Source organism: Micromonospora sp. CP22, assembly GCF_009712475.1.
GTDB lineage: Bacteria > Actinomycetota > Actinomycetes > Mycobacteriales > Micromonosporaceae > Micromonospora.
The window spans coordinates 1-18,313 of sequence record NZ_VCJO01000002.1; the positions used below are offsets into that span (position 1 = coordinate 1).

The 18,313-nt window shown below is 71.5% G+C and carries 21 protein-coding genes; 9 read left to right on the forward strand and 12 right to left on the reverse strand.

What is annotated here, in order from left to right; genetic code table 11:
• Window positions 1-58: 58 nt before the first annotated feature.
• Window positions 59-724 carry a hypothetical protein gene (locus FF096_RS03475; RefSeq protein ID WP_196222441.1) on the reverse strand — a complete coding sequence of 222 codons (666 nt, stop codon included), beginning with the start codon at window positions 722-724 and terminating at the stop codon, window positions 59-61.
• 221 nt (window positions 725-945) lie between these two features.
• Between FF096_RS03475 and FF096_RS03480 the strand changes: the two genes are divergently transcribed.
• The gene (locus FF096_RS03480) at window positions 946-1,482 is read left to right on the forward strand and encodes a GNAT family N-acetyltransferase (protein WP_155214956.1); all 537 of its coding nucleotides are present in this window, start codon (window positions 946-948) and stop codon (window positions 1,480-1,482) included.
• 99 nt (window positions 1,483-1,581) lie between these two features.
• Here the strand turns inward: FF096_RS03480 and FF096_RS03485 are convergent, their stop codons facing one another.
• On the reverse strand, window positions 1,582-2,370 hold the full coding sequence (locus FF096_RS03485) for an aldo/keto reductase (RefSeq protein ID WP_155214957.1): 789 nt from the start codon (window positions 2,368-2,370) through the stop codon (window positions 1,582-1,584).
• A 97-nt stretch (window positions 2,371-2,467) separates the two neighbouring features.
• On the opposite strand from FF096_RS03485, the gene FF096_RS03490 reads away from it, so the two are divergent.
• Together FF096_RS03490 and FF096_RS03495 are read left to right on the forward strand one after the other, a co-directional pair.
• Window positions 2,468-3,514, forward strand: a complete 1,047-nt coding sequence (locus tag FF096_RS03490) for a DNA polymerase ligase N-terminal domain-containing protein (protein WP_309222595.1) — start codon at window positions 2,468-2,470, stop codon at window positions 3,512-3,514.
• A 15-nt stretch (window positions 3,515-3,529) separates the two neighbouring features.
• Entirely contained in the window at window positions 3,530-4,723 is a 1,194-nt protein-coding gene (locus tag FF096_RS03495; RefSeq protein WP_309222596.1) for a threonine synthase, read from the forward strand.
• A 6-nt stretch (window positions 4,724-4,729) separates the two neighbouring features.
• Here FF096_RS03495 and FF096_RS03500 read toward each other — a convergent pair whose 3' ends face one another.
• The 4 genes from FF096_RS03500 to FF096_RS03515 form a co-directional block, all read right to left on the reverse strand.
• Window positions 4,730-6,529, reverse strand: coding sequence for a glycoside hydrolase family 15 protein (locus tag FF096_RS03500; RefSeq protein ID WP_155214960.1), 1,800 nt, complete (start codon window positions 6,527-6,529; stop codon window positions 4,730-4,732).
• Window positions 6,530-6,612: 83 nt separating this feature from the next.
• Entirely contained in the window at window positions 6,613-7,005 is a 393-nt protein-coding gene (locus tag FF096_RS03505; RefSeq protein ID WP_155214961.1) for a cupin domain-containing protein, read from the reverse strand.
• A gap of 253 nt (window positions 7,006-7,258) precedes the next feature.
• Window positions 7,259-7,666: a hypothetical protein gene (locus FF096_RS03510; RefSeq protein ID WP_155214963.1), complete on the reverse strand. Its 408-nt coding sequence runs from the start codon at window positions 7,664-7,666 to the stop codon at window positions 7,259-7,261.
• Window positions 7,667-7,912: 246 nt separating this feature from the next.
• A complete protein-coding gene (locus FF096_RS03515) occupies window positions 7,913-8,392 on the reverse strand; it encodes a septum formation initiator (protein WP_155214964.1) in 480 nt (159 codons plus the stop codon).
• 103 nt (window positions 8,393-8,495) lie between these two features.
• Here FF096_RS03515 and FF096_RS03520 point away from each other — a divergent pair, with 103 nt between their 5' ends.
• The 3 genes from FF096_RS03520 (at window position 8,496) to FF096_RS03530 (ending at window position 11,093) form a co-directional block, all read left to right on the forward strand.
• On the forward strand, window positions 8,496-9,191 hold the full coding sequence (locus tag FF096_RS03520) for a response regulator transcription factor (RefSeq protein WP_309222597.1): 696 nt from the start codon (window positions 8,496-8,498) through the stop codon (window positions 9,189-9,191).
• The gene (locus FF096_RS03525) at window positions 9,188-10,456 is read left to right on the forward strand and encodes a HAMP domain-containing sensor histidine kinase (protein ID WP_155214967.1); all 1,269 of its coding nucleotides are present in this window, start codon (window positions 9,188-9,190) and stop codon (window positions 10,454-10,456) included. Before FF096_RS03520 ends, FF096_RS03525 begins: the two co-directional genes overlap by 4 nt.
• Window positions 10,457-10,634: 178 nt before the next feature.
• A complete protein-coding gene (locus FF096_RS03530; RefSeq protein WP_155214968.1) occupies window positions 10,635-11,093 on the forward strand; it encodes a PepSY domain-containing protein in 459 nt (152 codons plus the stop codon).
• A 113-nt stretch (window positions 11,094-11,206) separates the two neighbouring features.
• Here the strand turns inward: FF096_RS03530 and FF096_RS03535 are convergent, their stop codons facing one another.
• On the reverse strand, window positions 11,207-12,085 hold the full coding sequence (locus tag FF096_RS03535; protein WP_309222598.1) for a sulfotransferase domain-containing protein: 879 nt from the start codon (window positions 12,083-12,085) through the stop codon (window positions 11,207-11,209).
• A gap of 93 nt (window positions 12,086-12,178) precedes the next feature.
• On the opposite strand from FF096_RS03535, the gene FF096_RS03540 reads away from it, so the two are divergent.
• The gene (locus tag FF096_RS03540) at window positions 12,179-13,195 is read left to right on the forward strand and encodes a hypothetical protein (RefSeq protein WP_309222599.1); all 1,017 of its coding nucleotides are present in this window, start codon (window positions 12,179-12,181) and stop codon (window positions 13,193-13,195) included.
• Here FF096_RS03540 and FF096_RS03545 read toward each other — a convergent pair.
• The 5 genes from FF096_RS03545 to FF096_RS03565 all read right to left on the reverse strand — a co-directional run bounded on the left by FF096_RS03545 (window position 13,179) and on the right by FF096_RS03565 (window position 16,198).
• Window positions 13,179-13,460 carry an adhesin gene (locus tag FF096_RS03545; RefSeq protein WP_155214972.1) on the reverse strand — a complete coding sequence of 94 codons (282 nt, stop codon included), beginning with the start codon at window positions 13,458-13,460 and terminating at the stop codon, window positions 13,179-13,181. The two genes, FF096_RS03540 and FF096_RS03545, sit on opposite strands and share 17 nt — an antisense overlap.
• A gap of 188 nt (window positions 13,461-13,648) precedes the next feature.
• Window positions 13,649-13,966, reverse strand: coding sequence for a hypothetical protein (locus FF096_RS03550; protein WP_196222442.1), 318 nt, complete (start codon window positions 13,964-13,966; stop codon window positions 13,649-13,651).
• 92 nt (window positions 13,967-14,058) lie between these two features.
• The gene (locus FF096_RS03555) at window positions 14,059-14,406 is read right to left on the reverse strand and encodes a DUF1330 domain-containing protein (RefSeq protein WP_155214974.1); all 348 of its coding nucleotides are present in this window, start codon (window positions 14,404-14,406) and stop codon (window positions 14,059-14,061) included.
• Between the two features lie 45 nt (window positions 14,407-14,451).
• Window positions 14,452-15,384 carry a hypothetical protein gene (locus tag FF096_RS03560; protein ID WP_309222600.1) on the reverse strand — a complete coding sequence of 311 codons (933 nt, stop codon included), beginning with the start codon at window positions 15,382-15,384 and terminating at the stop codon, window positions 14,452-14,454.
• A 217-nt stretch (window positions 15,385-15,601) separates the two neighbouring features.
• Window positions 15,602-16,198: a pentapeptide repeat-containing protein gene (locus FF096_RS03565; RefSeq protein ID WP_155214975.1), complete on the reverse strand. Its 597-nt coding sequence runs from the start codon at window positions 16,196-16,198 to the stop codon at window positions 15,602-15,604.
• Between the two features lie 72 nt (window positions 16,199-16,270).
• Here FF096_RS03565 and FF096_RS03570 point away from each other — a divergent pair, with 72 nt between their 5' ends.
• Together FF096_RS03570 and FF096_RS03575 are read left to right on the forward strand one after the other, a co-directional pair.
• Entirely contained in the window at window positions 16,271-17,503 is a 1,233-nt protein-coding gene (locus FF096_RS03570; RefSeq protein ID WP_309222601.1) for a serine hydrolase domain-containing protein, read from the forward strand.
• Between the two features lie 133 nt (window positions 17,504-17,636).
• A complete protein-coding gene (locus FF096_RS03575; protein WP_309222602.1) occupies window positions 17,637-18,281 on the forward strand; it encodes an NAD(P)H-binding protein in 645 nt (214 codons plus the stop codon).
• Window positions 18,282-18,313: the final 32 nt, after the last annotated feature.

Below are 18,313 nucleotides of genomic sequence, written 5' to 3' on the forward strand. Positions count from 1 at the left end.
TGGCCCTGATCTTCTTCCCTCGACAAGAAGAATGATCAACCAAGGGCTGCGGCCATGATCAGCCAGGGTCGATACAAACCGACCACAGGTTAAAGATCAAGCTAGACGCCCGGACCACCAGATCCGCGTCGGGAAAGACCTCCGCATATGTCGCCGAGTCACCTGAGACGGTCGGCGTCGGCAGACTACCGGGCCAGGAGAGAGCCATCGACTGGCCGCCTCGGCGCAGTTCCACCAGCGGCTTGTCACCGCCGTTCGAGAAGGCCACATCCGCTACCGACGCCGCCGGACGGAGTAGACCGTCGACACCGAGCCGCAGCGTCAGGTCCACGTCGACCCACGAGCCGTCAGCGCGGCGCGTTCGTTGCGGCTCCACCGCCGACTCGAACCGCAGGCGACCGTCAGGTTGTGCTAGGACCTGTGCGTACTCGCTAAGCGTGGACTCGATCACGACCGGCTGATCGCACAAGACCGCCGCCGCGATCGCCCTCTGCTCGGAGCTTTCAGTCCCGTCGCACGACGGTGTGGCGGCTGGTGCGGGCATGGCGCTGGTGATCACCACCGACAGCGAGGATGCTGCCACCGCCGCCGCCAGGACCGCCGCGAGCCCGGTCCGCAACTGGTCCGGACCCGTGGCCGGCGATGACGAGGGGCCCACTGCCGGGTACGACGTATCAGCACTTGGAGCAGCGACCTTGGGCAGGCGCCATCGGCCGAAGAGCATTCATTCCCCCGTGGTCGATATAGAAGATCAGCGATAACATACGAGGACCCCTCATGCTCGTCAACCAATCGTTCAGGGGGTTGCGTACGACCTTTGATTGCTCTATGTACGCGATCGCTTCCGCTGAGTGGTAGCCCTGGTTGGCGGGCCGTCCGGGCTCTACGCGGGTTGCTCGGGCCGTCCGAAGCTCGGAGACTGGAGCGTCGACGACGGGGGGCCGGATGCTCAGCGCGGACGTACGGTTGGAAGGTGACGGCGTCGTTCTGCGGCCCTGGGCCGAACGCGACGTGCCGCAGCTGATAGCGATCTTCAACGACGCCGAGATGGCGTACCGTCTGCCGGTGCCCGCCCCGTTCGACCTGTCCGCCGCCGAGGCGTACCTGGTCACCGCCCGGCGAGCCCAGCAGACCGGTCACCGGCTCTGTCTCGCCGTGACCGGCGGCGACGACCTGGCTCGGGGCGAGGTGATGCTCAACGTGGCCGCCGGCACCATCGGCTACGCGATCGGGCCCGCCTACCGCGGTCAAGGTCTGGCCGGCCGCGCCCTACGGTTGATGACCGGGTACGCCCACACGGTGGTCGGCCTGTCCACGGTCTACCTGGAGATCGAGCCGGACAACGTCGGCAGCGTGGGCGTTGCCCGGTCCGGTGGCTTCCGGCCGACCGGCGGCGAGCCGGTGTTCGTCGAGGACAAGGGCCGCCGCTACGCCCTGCACCGCTGGGCACACGCGGATCCGGCACCGCCGGCCGCCGGCTGACGACGATCGGCGGTGCCGGACTCGCGGCGACTCGGGCTCACCCGACAGCGAGGAGAGCCCGGCCCGCCGCAGGTCGCGGCATCCGCGCAGGACGCCGGGTCAGGAACCGCCGAGGGCGTCGATGTCGCGCATCTCCTCGGCGTTGAGCGAGAAGCCGAAGACGTCCGCGTTGGCGCGGATCCGCTCCGGCGTCACCGACTTCGGGATCACCACGATCTCGTGGTCGATGTGCCAACGCAGCACCACCTGGGCGGGCGAGACGTTGTGCGCCCCGGCGATCCGGGTGAGCACCGGGTCGGACAGGTCGCTGGTCTTGAACGGGCTGTAGCCCTCCAGCACCACCCCACGGTCCCGGTGCTCAAGGTGCCGCTGCCGGTCGTAGAGCCACGGACTCCACTTGATCTGGTTGACGGCTGGATTCTCCTCGGTCGCCTGGATCAGTTCGTCGATCTGCGCGGTGCTGAAGTTGCTGACCCCGACCGCGCGGGCCAGGTTCGCGTCGCGGGCGGCGAGCATCTCCCGCCAGACCGGAATCAGGTCACCGGGGTCGTTCGGCGGCCAGTGCACCAGCCACAGGTCGACGTAGTCGACCCCGAGGGCGCGCAGGCTCTCCTCGATCGTCTCCCGCTCCCGGCCGACCCGCTCGGGCGGCAGTTTGGTGGTGATGAAGACGTCCTCCCGGGGCAGTCCACTCTCCCGGACCGCCCGGCCCACCTCCTCCTCGTTGCCGTACATGGTGGCCGTGTCGATGTGCCGGTAGCCGGCGTCGAGCGCGGCGAGTACCGCCTTGTACCCCTCCTCGCCGGTCGCCTGCCAGGTGCCGAACCCGAGCAGGGGTATCCGGACGTCACCGGGGAGAACTGCGGTGGGGTGGTCACTGTGGTTCATACCGAGCGTTTTACCCCCGATGACGCCCGGCATGCCCCAGACGCACAGACCCGCCGGCGGGCGGGCGGGACGGCTCGATGTGCCGGAGAATGCGGGTGTGGCTGACCGGCTGGAGCAGTACCGGCGCAAGCGGGACGCCGCGCGTACCCCCGAACCGGTGCCGACCGAGCGTCCCCGGCGGGGCCGGACCGGCGACCAGGCCCGGTTCGTCATCCAGCAGCACCACGCCCGCAGCCTGCACTGGGATCTGCGGCTGGAACGCGACGGGGTGCTCGTCTCCTGGGCGGTGCCGCGCGGGTTGCCCCGTGATCCGGGGCGCAACCACCTCGCCGTGCACACCGAGGACCATCCCATGGAGTATCTCGACTTCTCCGGCGACATCCCGGCCGGCGAGTACGGCGGCGGCCGGATGCTCATCCACGACCAGGGCACCTACCGCTGCGTCAAGTGGCAGGACCGCGAGGTGGTGGTCGAGCTGCGGGGGAATCGGACCAACGGGCGGTACGTACTCTTCGCCACCGGTGGCCGCGACGGCCGGGACTGGATGGTGCGGCGTACCGACCCGCCGCCGCCCGGCTGGACGGCCATGCCCGATCTGGTCGCACCGATGCGTCCGACACCGGCCCGCCGGCTCCCCACCGATCAGGCCGCCTGGGGGTACGAGCTGCGGTGGGACGGGGTACGCGCGGTGGCGTACGTCTCCGGCGGACGGTTGCGGCTGCTCTCCGGCACCGGCGCGGAGATCACCGGGACGTATCCGTGGCTGCGGCCGATGGCCGAGGCCCTGGCCCCGACCGAGGTGGTGCTGGACGGGGTCCTGGTCCACATCGACCGCTCCGGTCAGGTTCGACCGGCACGGGGCGGACGCAGCACCGCCGATGCCCAGTACCTCCTGGTCGACCTGCTCTGGCTGGAGGGGGCGAGCAGCATAGAGCTGCCGTACCCGCAGCGCCGTGAGTTGCTCGACTCTCTGGCGCTGGCCGGGCCGCACTGGCAGACTCCGCCGTGGTTTCCCGGCGCCGGTGCCGAGACCATGCGTGCGGCACGCGAACAGGGCCTGCCCGGGGTCGTGGCGAAGCGATTGGACTCCGGCTACGAGCCGGGTCGGCGCAGCAGCGCGTGGCGCAGCGTGAACGCGAGCTGAGACGCGAGGAGCGGCGTGTATCTGACCCACCTCGAATGCCCGCGCTGCGGCCGGGACCACGACGCCACGGTGCCGCAGAACCTCTGCGACTGCGGCTCGCCGCTGTTGGCGCGTTACGACCTCGCCGCCGTGGCACGGGCGATCGAGCCGGAGCGGTTCGGGTTACGCCCGGCAAATCTCTGGCGTTACCGGGAGCTGCTTCCGGTGGCCGATTCCAGGAACGTCACCACGCTCGGCGAGGGGTGGACGCCGATGCTGCGGGCACCGTCGTACGGCGCGGGCATCGGCATCGACGAGCTGCTGGTCAAGGACGAGGGGCTGACCCCGACCGGCTCGTTCAAGGCGCGCGGGGCGGCGGTGGGCGTGAGCCGAGCCCGGGAGTTGGGCGTACGTCGGATCGCCATGCCGACCAACGGCAACGCGGGCGCGGCGTGGGCCACCTATGCGACCCGGGCCGGGCTCGACGCCACCATCGTGATGCCGTTGTCCGCACCGACCATCTGCCGTCGGGAGTGTGTGGCCGCCGGTGCCGACCTGCGCCTGGTCGACGGGCTGATCAGCGACGCGGGGCGTCAGGTGACCGGGCTCGTCGCGGCCGCCGACGGCGCCGTCTTCGACGCCGGTACGCTGCGTGAGCCGTACCGCCTCGAAGGCAAGAAGACAATGGGTTTCGAGATCGTCGAGCAGCTGGGGTGGCAGGTGCCCGACGTGATCATTTATCCGACCGGCGGTGGTGTGGGGCTGATCGGCATCCACAAGGCTCTCGGCGAGCTGCGCGAGTTGGGCTGGGTCGAGGACAAGCTGCCCCGGCTGGTGGCGGTGCAGTCCACCGGTTGCGCGCCGATCGTGCGGGCGTTCGCCGCCGGGGAGGACCGGGCGCGGCCGTGGGCGGACGCCCAGACGGTGGCGTTCGGCATCACCGTTCCGGCTCCGTTGGGCGATGAGTTGATCCTCGCCGCGCTGCGGGCCACCGCCGGCACCGCCATCGCGGTCGACGACGCCGAGATCCTGACCGACCTGCGCGACTTCGCCGCCCGGGAGGGCCTGCTGCTCTGCCCCGAGGGTGCCGCCTGCCTGACGGCCGCGCGTCGGCTGCGGGCCGGCGGCTGGATCCGGGCGGGTGAACGGGTGGTCGTGCTCAACACCGGTACGGGGCTGAAGTACCCGGAGACGATCGACGTCTCCGGCGTACCGGTGCTGCCGGGCTGACCAGGCTCACTCGGCGACCGGTTCGGTCAGCCGCCACGCGGCGTTGACCTGGCCGATGTGGGACAACGCCTGGGGTGTGTTGCCCAGGTGCGTCCCGGTGGCCGGATCGATCTGCTCGCTGAACAGCCCGACGTCGTTGGCGTGCCCGGAGACCTGCTCGAACAGCTGGGCGGCCCGCTCCCGTTCACCGGCCAGCATCAGGCACTCCACCAGCCAGAACGAGCAGAGCACGAAGGCGGCCGGGTCACCCTCCCAACGGTGGATCAGGCCGTCGACGTCGCCGAGTTCCCGCTCGATGGTGTCGATGGTCGCCCGCATCCGGGGGTCGGTGGCCGGGAGGAAGCCCACCACCGGTAGGTACAGGGCGGCGGCGTCCAGCTCGGGTGAGCCGAAGGCTCCGGTGAAGACGCCCCGGCGCTCGTCGAACCCGCCCCGGAGCACCGTGGCCCGGATTTCGTCCCGGACGCCGGTCCAGCGCGCGACGTCCGCCCGCTCTCCGAGGTGCGGGGCCAGCCGCACCGCCCGGTCCATCGCCACCCAGCAGAGCACCTTGGAGGACAGGTAGTGCCGTTCACGGTCGCGTGGCTCCCAGATCCCCCGGTCGGGCAGCCGCCAGGTGGCCGCCACCTGCTCGGTGAGGCCGACCACCATGTCGCGTACCTCGTCGGAGAGTTGGGGGCCGAGGCGGTTGCGCAACCGCCACACCGCCGAGATGACCTCGCCCGGCACGTCGAGCTGCCGCTGCCGCCAGGCGTCGTTGCCGATGCGTACCGGCCCGTTGCCTCGATATCCGGGCTGGTGGGGGCAGGGATGTTCGGAGACGTCCCGCTCCCCCTCCAGGCCGAACAGCACCGGTACCGGGTCGGGGCCGACCCGACCGATCGACCGGGCCGCCCACTCGAACAGCCGGGACGTCTCGGTCGGGCAGGCCGCCACCCAGAAGGCCCGCATGGTCATGGCGAAGTCCCGCAGCCAGCAGAAGCGGTAGTCGTAGTTGCGATCAGTGCCGACCCACTCCGGCAACGAGGTGGTCGGTGCTGCGGCGACCGCCCCGCTGCGGGCGTAGGTGAGCCCGGTGAGGACCGTGGCGCTGTGCCGCACCACCTCGGGATAGCAACCGTCGTACCGGTGGCTGTTGCGGAACGCCTGCCAGGCCAGCATCGTGTCGTCCAGCGCCCGGACCGGGTCGAGCCGGGCCGGCGGGTCGCCGTACGCCGGAGCGTAGGTGAGGTCGAAAGCGAGCGCCTGCCCCTCGGCGATGGTGAAGGTGTGCCGCACCCGACCGTGCTCGGTGCTCAGGCGCAACCCGTCGCAGCGCAGGGTCAGTCGTACCGGGCCGGCCTCGGCCGTCACCGTACCGTCGGGTAGCTCCCGTACATAGGGGGTGAGCAGGCCGTACTCGGGTCGCGGGTCGAAGTCCAGGGCCATCGGCACCCGGCCGGACAGCCCCTCGACCACGCGCAGCAGCACGGCGGGCGAACTCATGCCGAAGTCGTGGGCGCGGGCGCCCGGCTCGGCGGCGAGGGCGTCGGTGACCGCGACGCTGCCCTCGGCGGTGTGGTGCTCGGTACGCAGGACCAGCGTGTCCGGCTGGTACGCCCGCTGTACCCGGTGCCCGGGTTGCCCCACGGCGACCGGTGCCAGTTGCCAGTGACCGCCGTTGTCCCAGTTCACCAGCCGACCGAAGACCGAGGGCGAATCGAACCGGTCCGGGCACCACCAGTCGATCGAGCCGGTCCGGCTGACCAGTGCGCCTGAGCGGCAGTCGGAGAGGTACCCGTAGTCGGAGATCGCCGGCTGCTCCATGCCGTCGGCGTACCCGGGAATTGCGGGCTCATCACGCCCGCGCGGTGTCCGCCGGCCCGACCGGGCCGGGCCGGCGGCACGGGTCAGGAGGTCGGCGGCTCGTCCTCGCCCGCGGCCTCGGCGGCGTCGGCCTCCTCCTTGGTGCGGTGGACGGCCTGGTCGGCGTGCTCCGGCGGCCCGTAGACGGTGTAGAGCACCAGCGGGTTCGGCCCGGTGTTGACGAAGTTGTGCCGGGTGCCCGCCGGTACGACCACCAGGTCGCCCTGCACCACCTCACGCTTCTCACCGGCCACCTGGGCCTCGCCGGTGCCGCTGACGAAGGTCAGGATCTGGTCGATCTCCTCGTGGACCTCCTCACCGATCTCACCGCCGGGTGGGATGGTCATGATCACCAATTGGGTGTGTTCCCCGGTCCACAGCACCCGCCGGAAGTCCGGGCTCTTCTCGGCGACGGTCGCGATAGTGAAGTGCTCCATGCCCGACACATACCCCGTCGTGGGCCCCGCCACGCCGTGCTTCGCAGATGGTGGAATTCGCCACCGTCGGAGGGTTTGGACCAGCACCGATCGGGGATCGACACGACCGACCGGTGCGACCGGTCATACCAGGTCCCCGCTGACGTACCGCCGGATGGCTGCGGCGGTGGGAGACGGTCGAGCGCGGCGCGGTTTCGACTTCAGGGTCAACGGCGCCGCGCGCTCGTGTGTGCGGGTGCCCCCCGACGGGCGCTCAGGAGAGCACGGCCAGGTGGAACGGGCGGTCGGCGGCCGACCCGGCACAGTCGAAGGTCGTCACGAAGACGGCGTTCGGGATGCCGGTACGGCCGGCCACCGCGATCTGGCCGACGGGGGCCAGCCCGGAGCTACCCGTGAGGCCGACGGTGCCGACCAGGCTGGCGCCGGTCACGTCCTGGTCGAACACCACCTGGTACATCCCGGTCCGCAACCGGTTCGCCGCCGCCGCGCCCAGCCCTCGAACCAGGAGGCCGTCGGCATCGACCACGGCGAAGAGGACTCTTGCGGTCAACGGCATGCCGGCGCTGGCGCAGGTGGTGTGTTCCGCCTCGGCGTGTGCCGTGGCCTCGTGCCCCGGCACCGGCTGGGGTCCGCCGTTGCTCCTGGCTCTGGCGCTGGACATCGCACTCCCTTCCAGCCTGGCCGAGCGGCCCTGGCGCGTCGAGTTGTCGGTGGCGACAAAAGGGGACTGTTTGTGGCGACTAGAGGGGGACTGTTTGTGGCGACTAGAGGGGGATCAGCACCGATCAGCCCCCTTTGTGCATCGAACGTATGTCGCGTTCCCTTGCCTCAGCCAGACGAGCGACTGTCCGATCACGGACACTCGGCATGTTGACCATGTCCCTGACCTGCACCGACGCCGCGATCCTCAGTCGTCGAGGTCGAGGACGGGCACTCCGGCCGCGCACCGGAGCGACAGCTCGTACTCACCGCTCGGGCCGACGAACGTCACGTCGGCGTCGTCGTCCGGGCCACGATCGACGTCCTTGACCCGGTACCCCTGCCGGGGCGACCAGGAGACGAGGTACACCCCGTCCGGCCGGCACTCGGCCACCGCGCTGCCCCCCACCGTGGAGAAGCCGCGCCGGTCGGCCGGCTCCGTGCCCGGACCGGTCGGCGGCACCGGGCTCGACGGCGCTTCGCCCGGATCGGGCGGGGCGGCACCGGTCGGTGCGCCGCTCGGCACCGGCTCGGCGAGCGCTCTGGCCACCTCCTCCTGGCTGTGTACGCCGCCCGGCGTCCCGGTCAGGCTCTCACCCACCAGCCGGATCGCGGCGAGCCCGATCAGGGTGGCGACGAGCGCGGTGGCCAGCCAGCCGGCCACGGCGAGGAAGGTTCGACGGCCCATCACCCGACTATCCCCGATCGCCGGTTGAGGTCACCTTCGGGCAGCGCTAAGGGACGGTTAACGAACCCGGTCGGTGATGGTCACCGGGGATACTCTGCCTGCTGTGGCCCGCCTGCTGCTGATCGAGGACGACCTGACCATCCGCGCCCCGCTGGCACGGGCACTACGCGAGCGCGGGCACGCGGTGGCCGCCGCGTCGACCGCGATGACCGGGCTGCGCGACGCCCTCGACGACCGCCCCGACCTCGTCGTACTCGATCTCGGACTGCCTGACCTCGACGGCCGTGAGCTACTGCGGATGCTGCGGGCGGTCAGCGCCGTCCCGGTCATCGTGGCCACCGCCCGCGACGACGAGCGGGAGATCGTCCGGGTGCTCGACGCGGGGGCCGACGACTACGTGGTCAAACCCTTCACCGCCGCCCAGCTCGACGCGCGGATCCGCGCGGTGCTGCGTCGGGGGCCCGGCGGGTCGGCCGGGGAGGATCCGACGGTGGTGATCGGTGGGCTGCGGATCGACCCCCGGTCCCGGCAGGTCAGCCTCGACGGCGAGCCGGTCGAGTTGACCCCGCGCGAGTTCGACCTGTTGCGGCACCTGGCCACCCGGGTCGGCGAGGTGGTGACCAAGCGGGAGCTGTTGACCGAGGTGTGGCAGATCCCGTACGGCGGCGCGGACAAGACCGTCGACGTGCACCTGTCCTGGCTCCGCCGCAAGCTCGGCGAGAGCGCCCAGTCCCCGCGCTACCTGCACACCGTACGCGGGGTCGGCGTGCGCCTGGTCAGCCCGGAGGCCGCCGGATGAGGGCTCGCCTGGCGTTGCTGGTCGCCGCGGTCAGCGTCCTCATCGTGATCGCGTTCCTGGTACCGCTGGCGTTGCTGCTGCGTACCGCCGCCGAGGACCGGGCGACGGTGCGGGCCACCGCCGACGCACAGGGCCTCGCCTCCGTGGTCGGCACCGCCGACGTCGAGACGGTGCGGCTGACCGTCGAACAGCTCGCCGCCGAAACGGACCGACCGGTCAGCGTCTTCCTACCCGACGGCACGGTGCTCGGCTCGGACCCCACGCGTACCCCGGCGGTGGAGCTGGCCGGACGCGGGCAGAGCCTCACCGCCGAGACGGCCGACGGTCGGGAGGTCGTCATCGCGGTGCAGGGCCGTTCCGACGGCACCGCGGTGATCCGCACCGTCGTGCCGCAGGCGGAGATGACCGCCGGGGTGGGGCGTGCCTGGCTGGTGCTGGCGCTGCTCGGCACGCTGCTGGTGCTGATCGCCCTGGCGGTCGCCGATCGGCTGGCCCGCAACCTGGTCCGCCCGATCGGTGAGCTGTCCGAGGTCTCGCACCGGCTGGCCAACGCCGAGTTGGACGCCCGGGTGCGCCCGTCCGGCCCGGCCGAGCTACGCGAGGTCGGTGGTGCCCTCAACCACCTGGCCGGTCGGATCCAGGAGTTGCTGGTGCAGGAACGGGAACAGGTGGCCGACCTGTCGCACCGGCTGCGTACGCCGTTGACCGCCCTGCGTCTGGAGGCCGAGTCGTTGCGCGACCCACAGGATGCGGCCCGGGTGATCGACGCGGTGGACGGGCTCGAACGGGCGGTCACCGGCCTGATCCGGCAGGCCCGTTGGCGCGCCCCGAGCGACGGTGCGGTAATCACCGACGCGGTGGCCACCGTGGCGGACCGGGTCGCCTTCTGGTCGGTGCTGGCGGAGGAGACCGGACGCGCGGTCGATCTCGATCTGGTACCCGGCCCGGTACCGGTGAGCGTCGCGGCCGACGAGTTGGCCGCCGCCGTGGACGCCCTGCTCGGCAACGTCTTCGCGCACACCCCGGACGGCACCCCCTTCGCCGTCCGACTCCGCACCGACGGCGACCAGGTGGTCCTGACGGTCGCCGACGAGGGCCCCGGCCTCACCGTCGACTCGGTACGTCGGGGAGCGAGCCAGGCCGGGTCGACCGGACTCGGCCTGGACATCGCCCGACGCGCGGCCCAGGCCAGCGGTGGCGTGCTGGAACTGGGCGAACGCCCCGGCGGCGGGGCCGAGGTGACGCTCCGGCTCGGCCGCGCGTGACGTTCGAGGCCGGGCGTGTTCGAGGACGGGCGTGACGTTCGAGGCCAGGCTGATCGATCCCGGGTGGCGGTGCCGGATGGTCGCGCCGCAGTCTTAACCGGGGCTTAGGGTTCGGACAGCGCACCGCTATCGTGGCGCGACCGATCCTCGATGCAACAACCGAGGAGAGGTGCAGACGATGAAGCGCAAACCCCTGATGCTGGCGACGGTCGGCGGTACGGCGGCGGTGCTCACGGTGGCCGGGGTGTTCCTCGGCGTCGCGGCGGCGGACGACACCCGGACGCGACAGACGACCCTGACCGCCGCCACCGCACCCCCGAGCGGCACCACCACGGCCGATCCCACCGCGCCCGCCGACCCGACCGGCACGCCGGTGCCGCCGAGTCAGCCGGCCACGGAGGGCGACGCGGTGAGCATGGAGCGGGCCGTCGAGATCGCGTTGGCGCAGGTCGGCGGCGGGCAGGTCACCGAGACCGAGCGGGACGAGGAGGACGGCCGGGCCGTCTGGGAAGTCGAGATCGTCAACGGCGACACCGAGCACGAGATCGACGTCGACCGGCAGACCGGCGAGATCGTCAAGGCCGAGCAGGAGCCGGTGGACGACGACGATGACGATGACGACCGGGACGACGACTGACCCGAACGTCTGGGGCCGGTGACGGCCCACCCGCACCCCCGCAGCGGCCTCCCCACTGCGGGGGTGCCGCCGTTCACGCCTCGGCGCGGGTGGCGCCGGAGCGGCGGGGTATCTCAGCGGTGCAGCCAGGCCAGCAGGTCCGGCGGCGCGAGGCTCGCCGCCCGCGCGTGGTAGCGGGTCCGCGTCTCCTCGTCGAGCAGTACGTTGCCCTGACCGGACCGACCACTGCGGAAGAAGGCGTTGCGGTCTTTCAGAACTCCGACGGCGTCCGGTGCGAGCCGGTCGGCCCGAGCCCGCATCCGTTCGAAGGTGGCCGCCTCCACCAGATCGGCTCCGGGCGGTTCGAGGTCGAGTCGTTCGGCCAGCCGCCGCATCTGCCCGGCCAGGTCGGCCTGGAGGTCGTCGTAGTGGACAAGGTGCACGTTCGGCCGGTCCCGGCGGGCCCAGGCGTTGCGGAGGTGCCACATGACGCCCGGCAGGGAGTCCAGTTCGGCACGTGGATCCGGATCGGCGTCGATCCAGCGTACGAGCGCCTGCTCGACCGGCGGTCGGGGCTTGTCCGGCTCCGGCGGCGCGGCCCGGCCGGTCAACTCGGCCAGGCGGGTGCGATCCAGATTGGCGCCCTGGTGGTAGAGCGAGACCGCCATGTCGAGCGGATGCCGGGCCACCACGATGTAGTGCACCCGGGGATCGGTGGGCACCCCGTCCAGCGGGGTGTGGGTCTTGATGAAGCGACGGTGCCGCTGGGCGGCCAGCCGCGCGTACACCCGCTCCTGCGGCTCGACCAACCAGTCGAGCCACGGCGACAGCTCGACCAGCGGTGCGGGCAGTTCCGGCGTACGCAGCACCAGCAACGCGCAGATCATCTGCATCCAGGTCGTCCCGCTCTTGGACCGGGTGCTGATCACCATGTCCCCTGGACGGAAGGGAAAGCCCTGCCAGCGGGCGCTGTCCTCGTCGGCGGACCGATATCGAATGGGCGCGTCAGACACCGCGCGAGGATAGTCGGGGAGCTGACACCTGTCCGGTCATTTCTCGTTGTCCGCCGTGGATGGTGGGTAATCGGCTGGCTACATTGAATTATGATGCCCGTCCTCGGAGGTCGGGCGCAGGAGTTGGTCTACCGTCCGGTCCTCGCCGCACGGCGCGGGGAATTGGAGGCGCTCGGCCACCTCGACGACGCCCACACCCCGATGCTCAGCCCGATCCTGGAACTATCGAAGATCGACAGATCCGTCCTCGACTCCCTGGCCAGACTGCCACCCCGGCTGCTGCCCGCCGTCGACATCGGGGACCTACCCGACACCACGGCATCCGCGCTGGCGCGCTGGGGCGTACCGCTGGTGCCGGTGATCGGCCTGACCGACGGTGAACGACGGCTGGTGGCGCACGGCGTCGCGGCCCGGGCGCACGCCCATCGGGCGGTGGTGCGCCTACGCCTCCGCCAGGACCGGGCCGGTCCCGACGCCACCACCACGGCCGTGGAGCGGATCGGGCGACACGCACGGCTCGGCCCTGAGCAGTGTGACCTGGTGGTCGACTGCGGTGACGTGTGCTGCCCGGCGGACGTCCGACTGGTCGAACCCCGGGTCCGGCGGGTGCTGGACTGGGCTCGGCGGCACGCCTGGCGTTCGGTGAGTGTGGTGGCCGGTGGGATGCCGCCGGCCCTGTCCCGACTACCCATCGACGAGCCGGTACGGGTGGATCGTTGGGACTGGTTGCTCTGGCGACGGCTGAGCGACCTGGGCGTCGCCTTCGGCGACTACGGGGTGGCTCCGGCGGACCCCGCTCCCCCGGCCATCGACCGGCACCTGACGGTCACCTACACCGGCGACGGCGCCTGGTGGGTCCATCGCTGGTCGCGCCGCCGGGGCCAGGGCGACCAGCGGGTCGCCGACCTGTGCCGCACGCTGGTGTCGGGACCGCACTGGCCGGCGACGGGCGCGAGCTTCTCCTGGGGCGACCAGGAGATCTCGCGGCGGGCCCGGCGAGGTGCCGGGGCGGGCTCGGCCGCCAACTGGATGGCGTGGAGCACCTCGCACCATCTGGCCCACGTACTGGACTCGCTGGCCCGGCCCGCCCGCGCTACTCCTTCTCGGTGAACCCGAACTGCACGACGCCCTCGTCGTCGACGGTCGCGTCGACCGAGGCGTCACCGAGCAGGTCGGCCGCGTCCGAGTCGAGGAAGATCCGCGCTCCCTGGTTGTCGACCACCTGGTCGCCCTCGACCGGAGCGGGAACCAACTCGACGGTGAGCGAGCCGGCCGTGGTGTCGGCGGCGATGCGAACACCGCCGCCCTCGGAGACGTCCTGCTGCGCGGCGAGATCACGGATCACCAGGACAGCGTTGTCGGTCATCGTGAGCATGGTGGGACTCCTCGTGGGTTCCGGGCTCCCGGCACTGCCATCCGAGGCCACATCGGGGCAGCTCAAGGCCCCTTCAGCCCTCCACGGTGCCCGCTGTCGAGGGGTCCGTCAAATAGAGCGATTTCAGCGCGACTCGCGGCATGACCACCCGCTGAACGGGTACGCGTACCGGTTGCGCGCCTGCGCGCTCAGGCGGGTGTGCGGGGCGGCAGCGGGGCAGCCGGGTCGCCTCGTTCGATGAGTGCGGCGATGTCGGCGTCGTGCAGACCACGCAGCGCGAGCACTCGGGTGCCCCACCGGTGCAGCCGACACGGGTGTGGGCTGGCGTCGTTGCGGCAGACCGTGCCCCCCGACCAGCGTCGTGGCGCGTGCACCACGACGGCCCGGACGGCGAACTGGGCATCCTCGGCGGTCACGTAGGGCGGCAGCGGAATCTCCCGCAACCCCGTCCCGGTCCGTTCGCCGGACGACGAGGTGGTACGGACGGTACTGCTACTGCTGTTCATCGGGCCTGACCTCCACACAGGACGGTCGAACACGGACAGCAGGACGTTACGACTCGATCGACCCAGGGTGACGGACAAACTGTCCCGTGGGGTCAGCTGTCGGTCGCCTGCGCCCGCAGTTCCGCCGCCTTCCGGCCGGGGTCGAAGCCCGGAGCGACCCCGTCGAAGATGATCGCCGAGGCGTCGATGTGCCGCGTACGCAGCGGCAGGATCTCCTGGTACGCAGGCGAGTCGTACCAGGCGTGCGCCTGCTGCCGGTCGGGAAACTCCAGGACCACCACCGTGCCCGGCCAGTCGCCCTCGCGCACGTCGACCTCGGGGCCGTGGGCCAGGAACCGGCCACCGAACGGCTCCAGAGTGGCCTGGATCCGCTCCAGGTAGGCCAGGACGTCCTCGTTGATCTGCGGAGTGCGCAGGTGCGCCAGTGCGAAGGCGGGCATCGGTCCTCCCCGTATCGGCTCTGCCGGCATGCTCTCCGGCGGGCGTCAGCGTAACGCGACGGCTTGGAGGCCGACGTTGCCGCAGTGCGAGGTGAAGGTCTCCTCCACCGTCCAGCTGATCAGCAGCCGGGTGCCCTTCGGCGCCTGGAACCGGATGGTCGCACCGGTGGACTGGCTGGTGTGCCGTTCCTCCAGCCGCAGGGTGCGGCGCGGGCCACCACCGCTCAGCCGCGCGTCCAACCGCCCTCGGGCCATCCACACACCAAGGTAGACGGTGACGGTACGCGGCTGACCGTCCGCGACCACCGCGAGGTTGAAACCGTTGCCCGTCCCGCAGGTGTAGACCCCGTCGGGCGTGGCGTCGGCGGACCGCACGGGCGCGCCGTCGCGCCACCGGAACACCTCCTGGTTGCCGTCCCAGCCGCCCCGCTCACCCCGACCGCCCAGATCGCGGATCTCGGCGGAGCCGTCGCGCTTGCGCACCGTGGTGCGGGCACCGCCCAGCCCCCAGTGCATCCAGTCGCGGTCACCGACCTCGGTCAGGTTCACCGACGTCGGGATGTCCGACCGGTCGATCGTGAGCAGCACCACCGGCACCCGTGCGGTGGCCGAGGTGGGGCTGGGAGTAGGCACCGGGCTGGGGGTGGTCGGCCGCTCCCGGGGTCGCAGCCCGGGCACGGCCGGGGCGGTCGGTCCGATGCTGGGCAGGCTCGGGCGACCGACCACCGCGGGCAGGCCGTCCGGCTCACTCGACTGCTCCGGGCTCGGCTCCGACCACCACTGCACGTACCCGACCAGAGCCAGCAGCCCGGCCAGGGCAGCGGCCCCCTCCAGGACCCAGCGGCGGCGTCGACGGGTTCGGGCCAGCCGACGGGCGGCCCGGGTCTCCTGGTCCTGGCCGGGCGGCTGTCGCGTCGCCGGTACGCGGTGCCGGGCGACGCCGTCGTGAGCTGCCCGTGGGGGGTTCTCCTCCGCCACCGACTCTCCACTTCTGCCGGACCGGACTCGCACCGGCACACTCCGCCCGGATGTGTGGACGCCTCACACTGGCATTGCCGGGACCCTGCGCGCTAGGCCACGTCCCATCGGAGCGTGCCCGGCCGCGTCAGTGATCCTACGAACGCGACCCGGTGCCGTTGCGGGAGCCGGGCCAGACGGTCACACCGCAGACCATCACCGCAGGTACGCGGGCAGGTCATCCACGAATGTCGAAGCCGAGGGCTCGGGCGAGGGTCGCCGCCTGCATCAAGTCGATGATCGCCCCGGCCCGGTGCACGACGGCTGGGTCCAGGCCGGACAGGTCGCTGCCGCGCAGGTCCGCACCGGACAGCCGGGCACCACGCCACTGCACGTCGGACAGGTCGCACCCGGTCAGCGTCGCACCCGTCAGGTCGGCCCCGGACAGGTCCGTCTCCCGCATGCGTACGCCGGTGAACCGTGCGCCGCGCAGGTCCGCACCGGCGAGCGTGAGGAACGACCAGTCGCCTCCGGTCACGGTCAACGGCCGCAGGTCACACCGGTCGAAGGTGCTGCCCACCAGCTTGCAGCCGGTGAACTCGGCCTCGAAGAGGTTGCACCGGGTGAAGACGCAGCGGGTGAAGGCCGCGTCGGTGTGCCGGGAGACGTTGAACGCCACGTCGCCGAAGGTGCAGCCCTCGAAGACCGCGCCCCGGCTGCTCGCCTCGGTGAGATCCACCCGGTGGAAGGTGCAGTTGGTGAAGCGTCGGTCGGCCAGCTCCTCGGCGTACCAGTCCTCGTCGCGGAAGGTGGCGTCCTCGGTCGACTCCAGCATTCCGGGAGGGTAACCAGCGGGCCCGACAACACGTCTTCCCCGCCACGCGTACCGGCCGGTAGGTTTCTTAGGGTGAGCATCGCACCCAGCACCGAGGCCGCCAAGGTTGGATTCGACCCGTCCCGGCTGGCCCGGATCGACGAACACTTCGCCGGGTACGTCGACGCCGGCCGGTTGGTCGGCTGGCAGGCGGTGGTCACCCGACGCGGCGAGATCGCGCACAGCTCGACCTACGGCCTGCGCGACCGCGAGGCGGGCACGCCGGTGCAGCCGGACACCCTGTGGCGGATCTACTCGATGACCAAGCCGATCACCTCGGTCGCGGCGATGATGCTGTGGGAGCAGGGCCGCTTCGAGCTGACCGACGAGATCGGGCGCTGGCTACCCGAGTTCGCCGAGATGCAGGTCTACTCGAAGGGCTCGACGCTCAAGCCGTACACGGTGCCGGCGATCGAGCCGATCCGGATCTGGCATCTGCTCACCCACACCGCCGGGCTGACCTACGGCTTCATGCAGACCTCGGTGGTCGACGGGCTGTACCGGGCCGCCGGCTACGACCTCTACCCACCGGCCGGGATCGACCTGGCCGAAGCCTGCCGGGTCTTCGGCGAGCTGCCGCTGCTGTTCCAGCCCGGCACCGCCTGGGGTTACTCGGTCGCCACCGACGTGCTGGGCCGGCTGATCGAGGTGGTCTCCGGGCAGAGCCTGGACACCTTCCTGACCGAACGGATCCTGCGCCCGCTGGGCATGGACGACACCCGCTGGTACGTCGACGGTGCCGATGCCGAGCGGCTGGCCGCCCTGTACGTGCCGGACCCGGCCTCCGGTCGCGCGGTGCGTCACGACGCGCTCGGCGCGCTGGCGTACGAGAGGCCGGCGCTGCTCTCCGGCGGTGGTGGCCTGATCTCGTCGGCCGCCGACTACCACCGGTTCACCCAAATGCTGCTGCGTGGTGGCGAGCTGGACGGCACCCGCCTGCTCGGCCCCCGCACCGTGCGGTTCATGACTCGCAACCACCTGCCCGGCGGGCGGGACCTGGGCACCCTGTCCACCGGCGGGTTCGCCGAGACCACCCTCGACGGCATCGGGTTCGGCCTCGGCTTCGCGGTCGTCGACGACCCGGTGCCGAGCCGGGTGCCGAGCAGTGTCGGCGAGTACTACTGGGGCGGCGTGGCCAGCACCGCGTTCTGGGTCGACCCGGTCGAGGAGATCACCGCCATGTTCTTCACCCAGCTGATGCCGTCGAGCACCTGGCCCATCCGGCCGCAACTGCGTCAGCTGGTCTACTCGGCCCTGGTCGACTGAGCACCGGGATCGCCGTTCCACCGACGCCCGGCGGGCGCGCTCCCTAGCCTGGGGACGTGAGCGAGCTTGCGAGCGAACCATCAGGCACGGCCATGGCACCGCTTGCCGCTGCGGCACGGAGCGGAGCGGCGGCGTGAGTAACGTCGTGGTGTTCGGTGCGGGCGGCACCGCGGGTTCGCGGATCGTCCGGGAGGCGTTCGACCGCGGGCACCGGGTGGTGGCCGCGGTACGTCGCCCCGAGGCGGACGCGCCGTTCCTGCCGCCCGGGGTGCGGGTCGTCACCGGGGACGCGACCAGCGAGCGGAGCGTACGGGAACTGGCTCCGGACGCGGACGTGCTGGTGCTGGCGATCGGCGGCGGTGACCGTACCCTCTGGGCCGACGCGGCGCGGACCGTGATCAAGGTGTTGCGGGGGATGCCGGCGGCCCCCCGGGTGATCCACGTCGGCGGCGGTTCCACCCTGCTCACCCCGGCGGGCACCCGACTGCTCGACGAACCGGACTTTCCCGACGAGTACCGCGACGCCGCGCTCGGCCAGGCGGAGGCCCTGGACGTCTACCGCTCCTCGGCCGACGGGGTGACCTGGACGTATATCTCTCCGCCGCCGCTGGAGTTCCACCCGGGCGAGCGTACCGGCCGTTATCGCACCGGCCTCGATCATCCGGTGACCGACGCGCAGGGCCGCAGCGTGCTCAGCTACGAGGATCTCGCGGTCGTGGTGGTCGACGAGATCGAGAACGGGCGCTTCCTGAACACACGCTTCACCGCCGGGTACTGATTCTTGATCTTGGGTGTCGGCAGCTCGCCGGA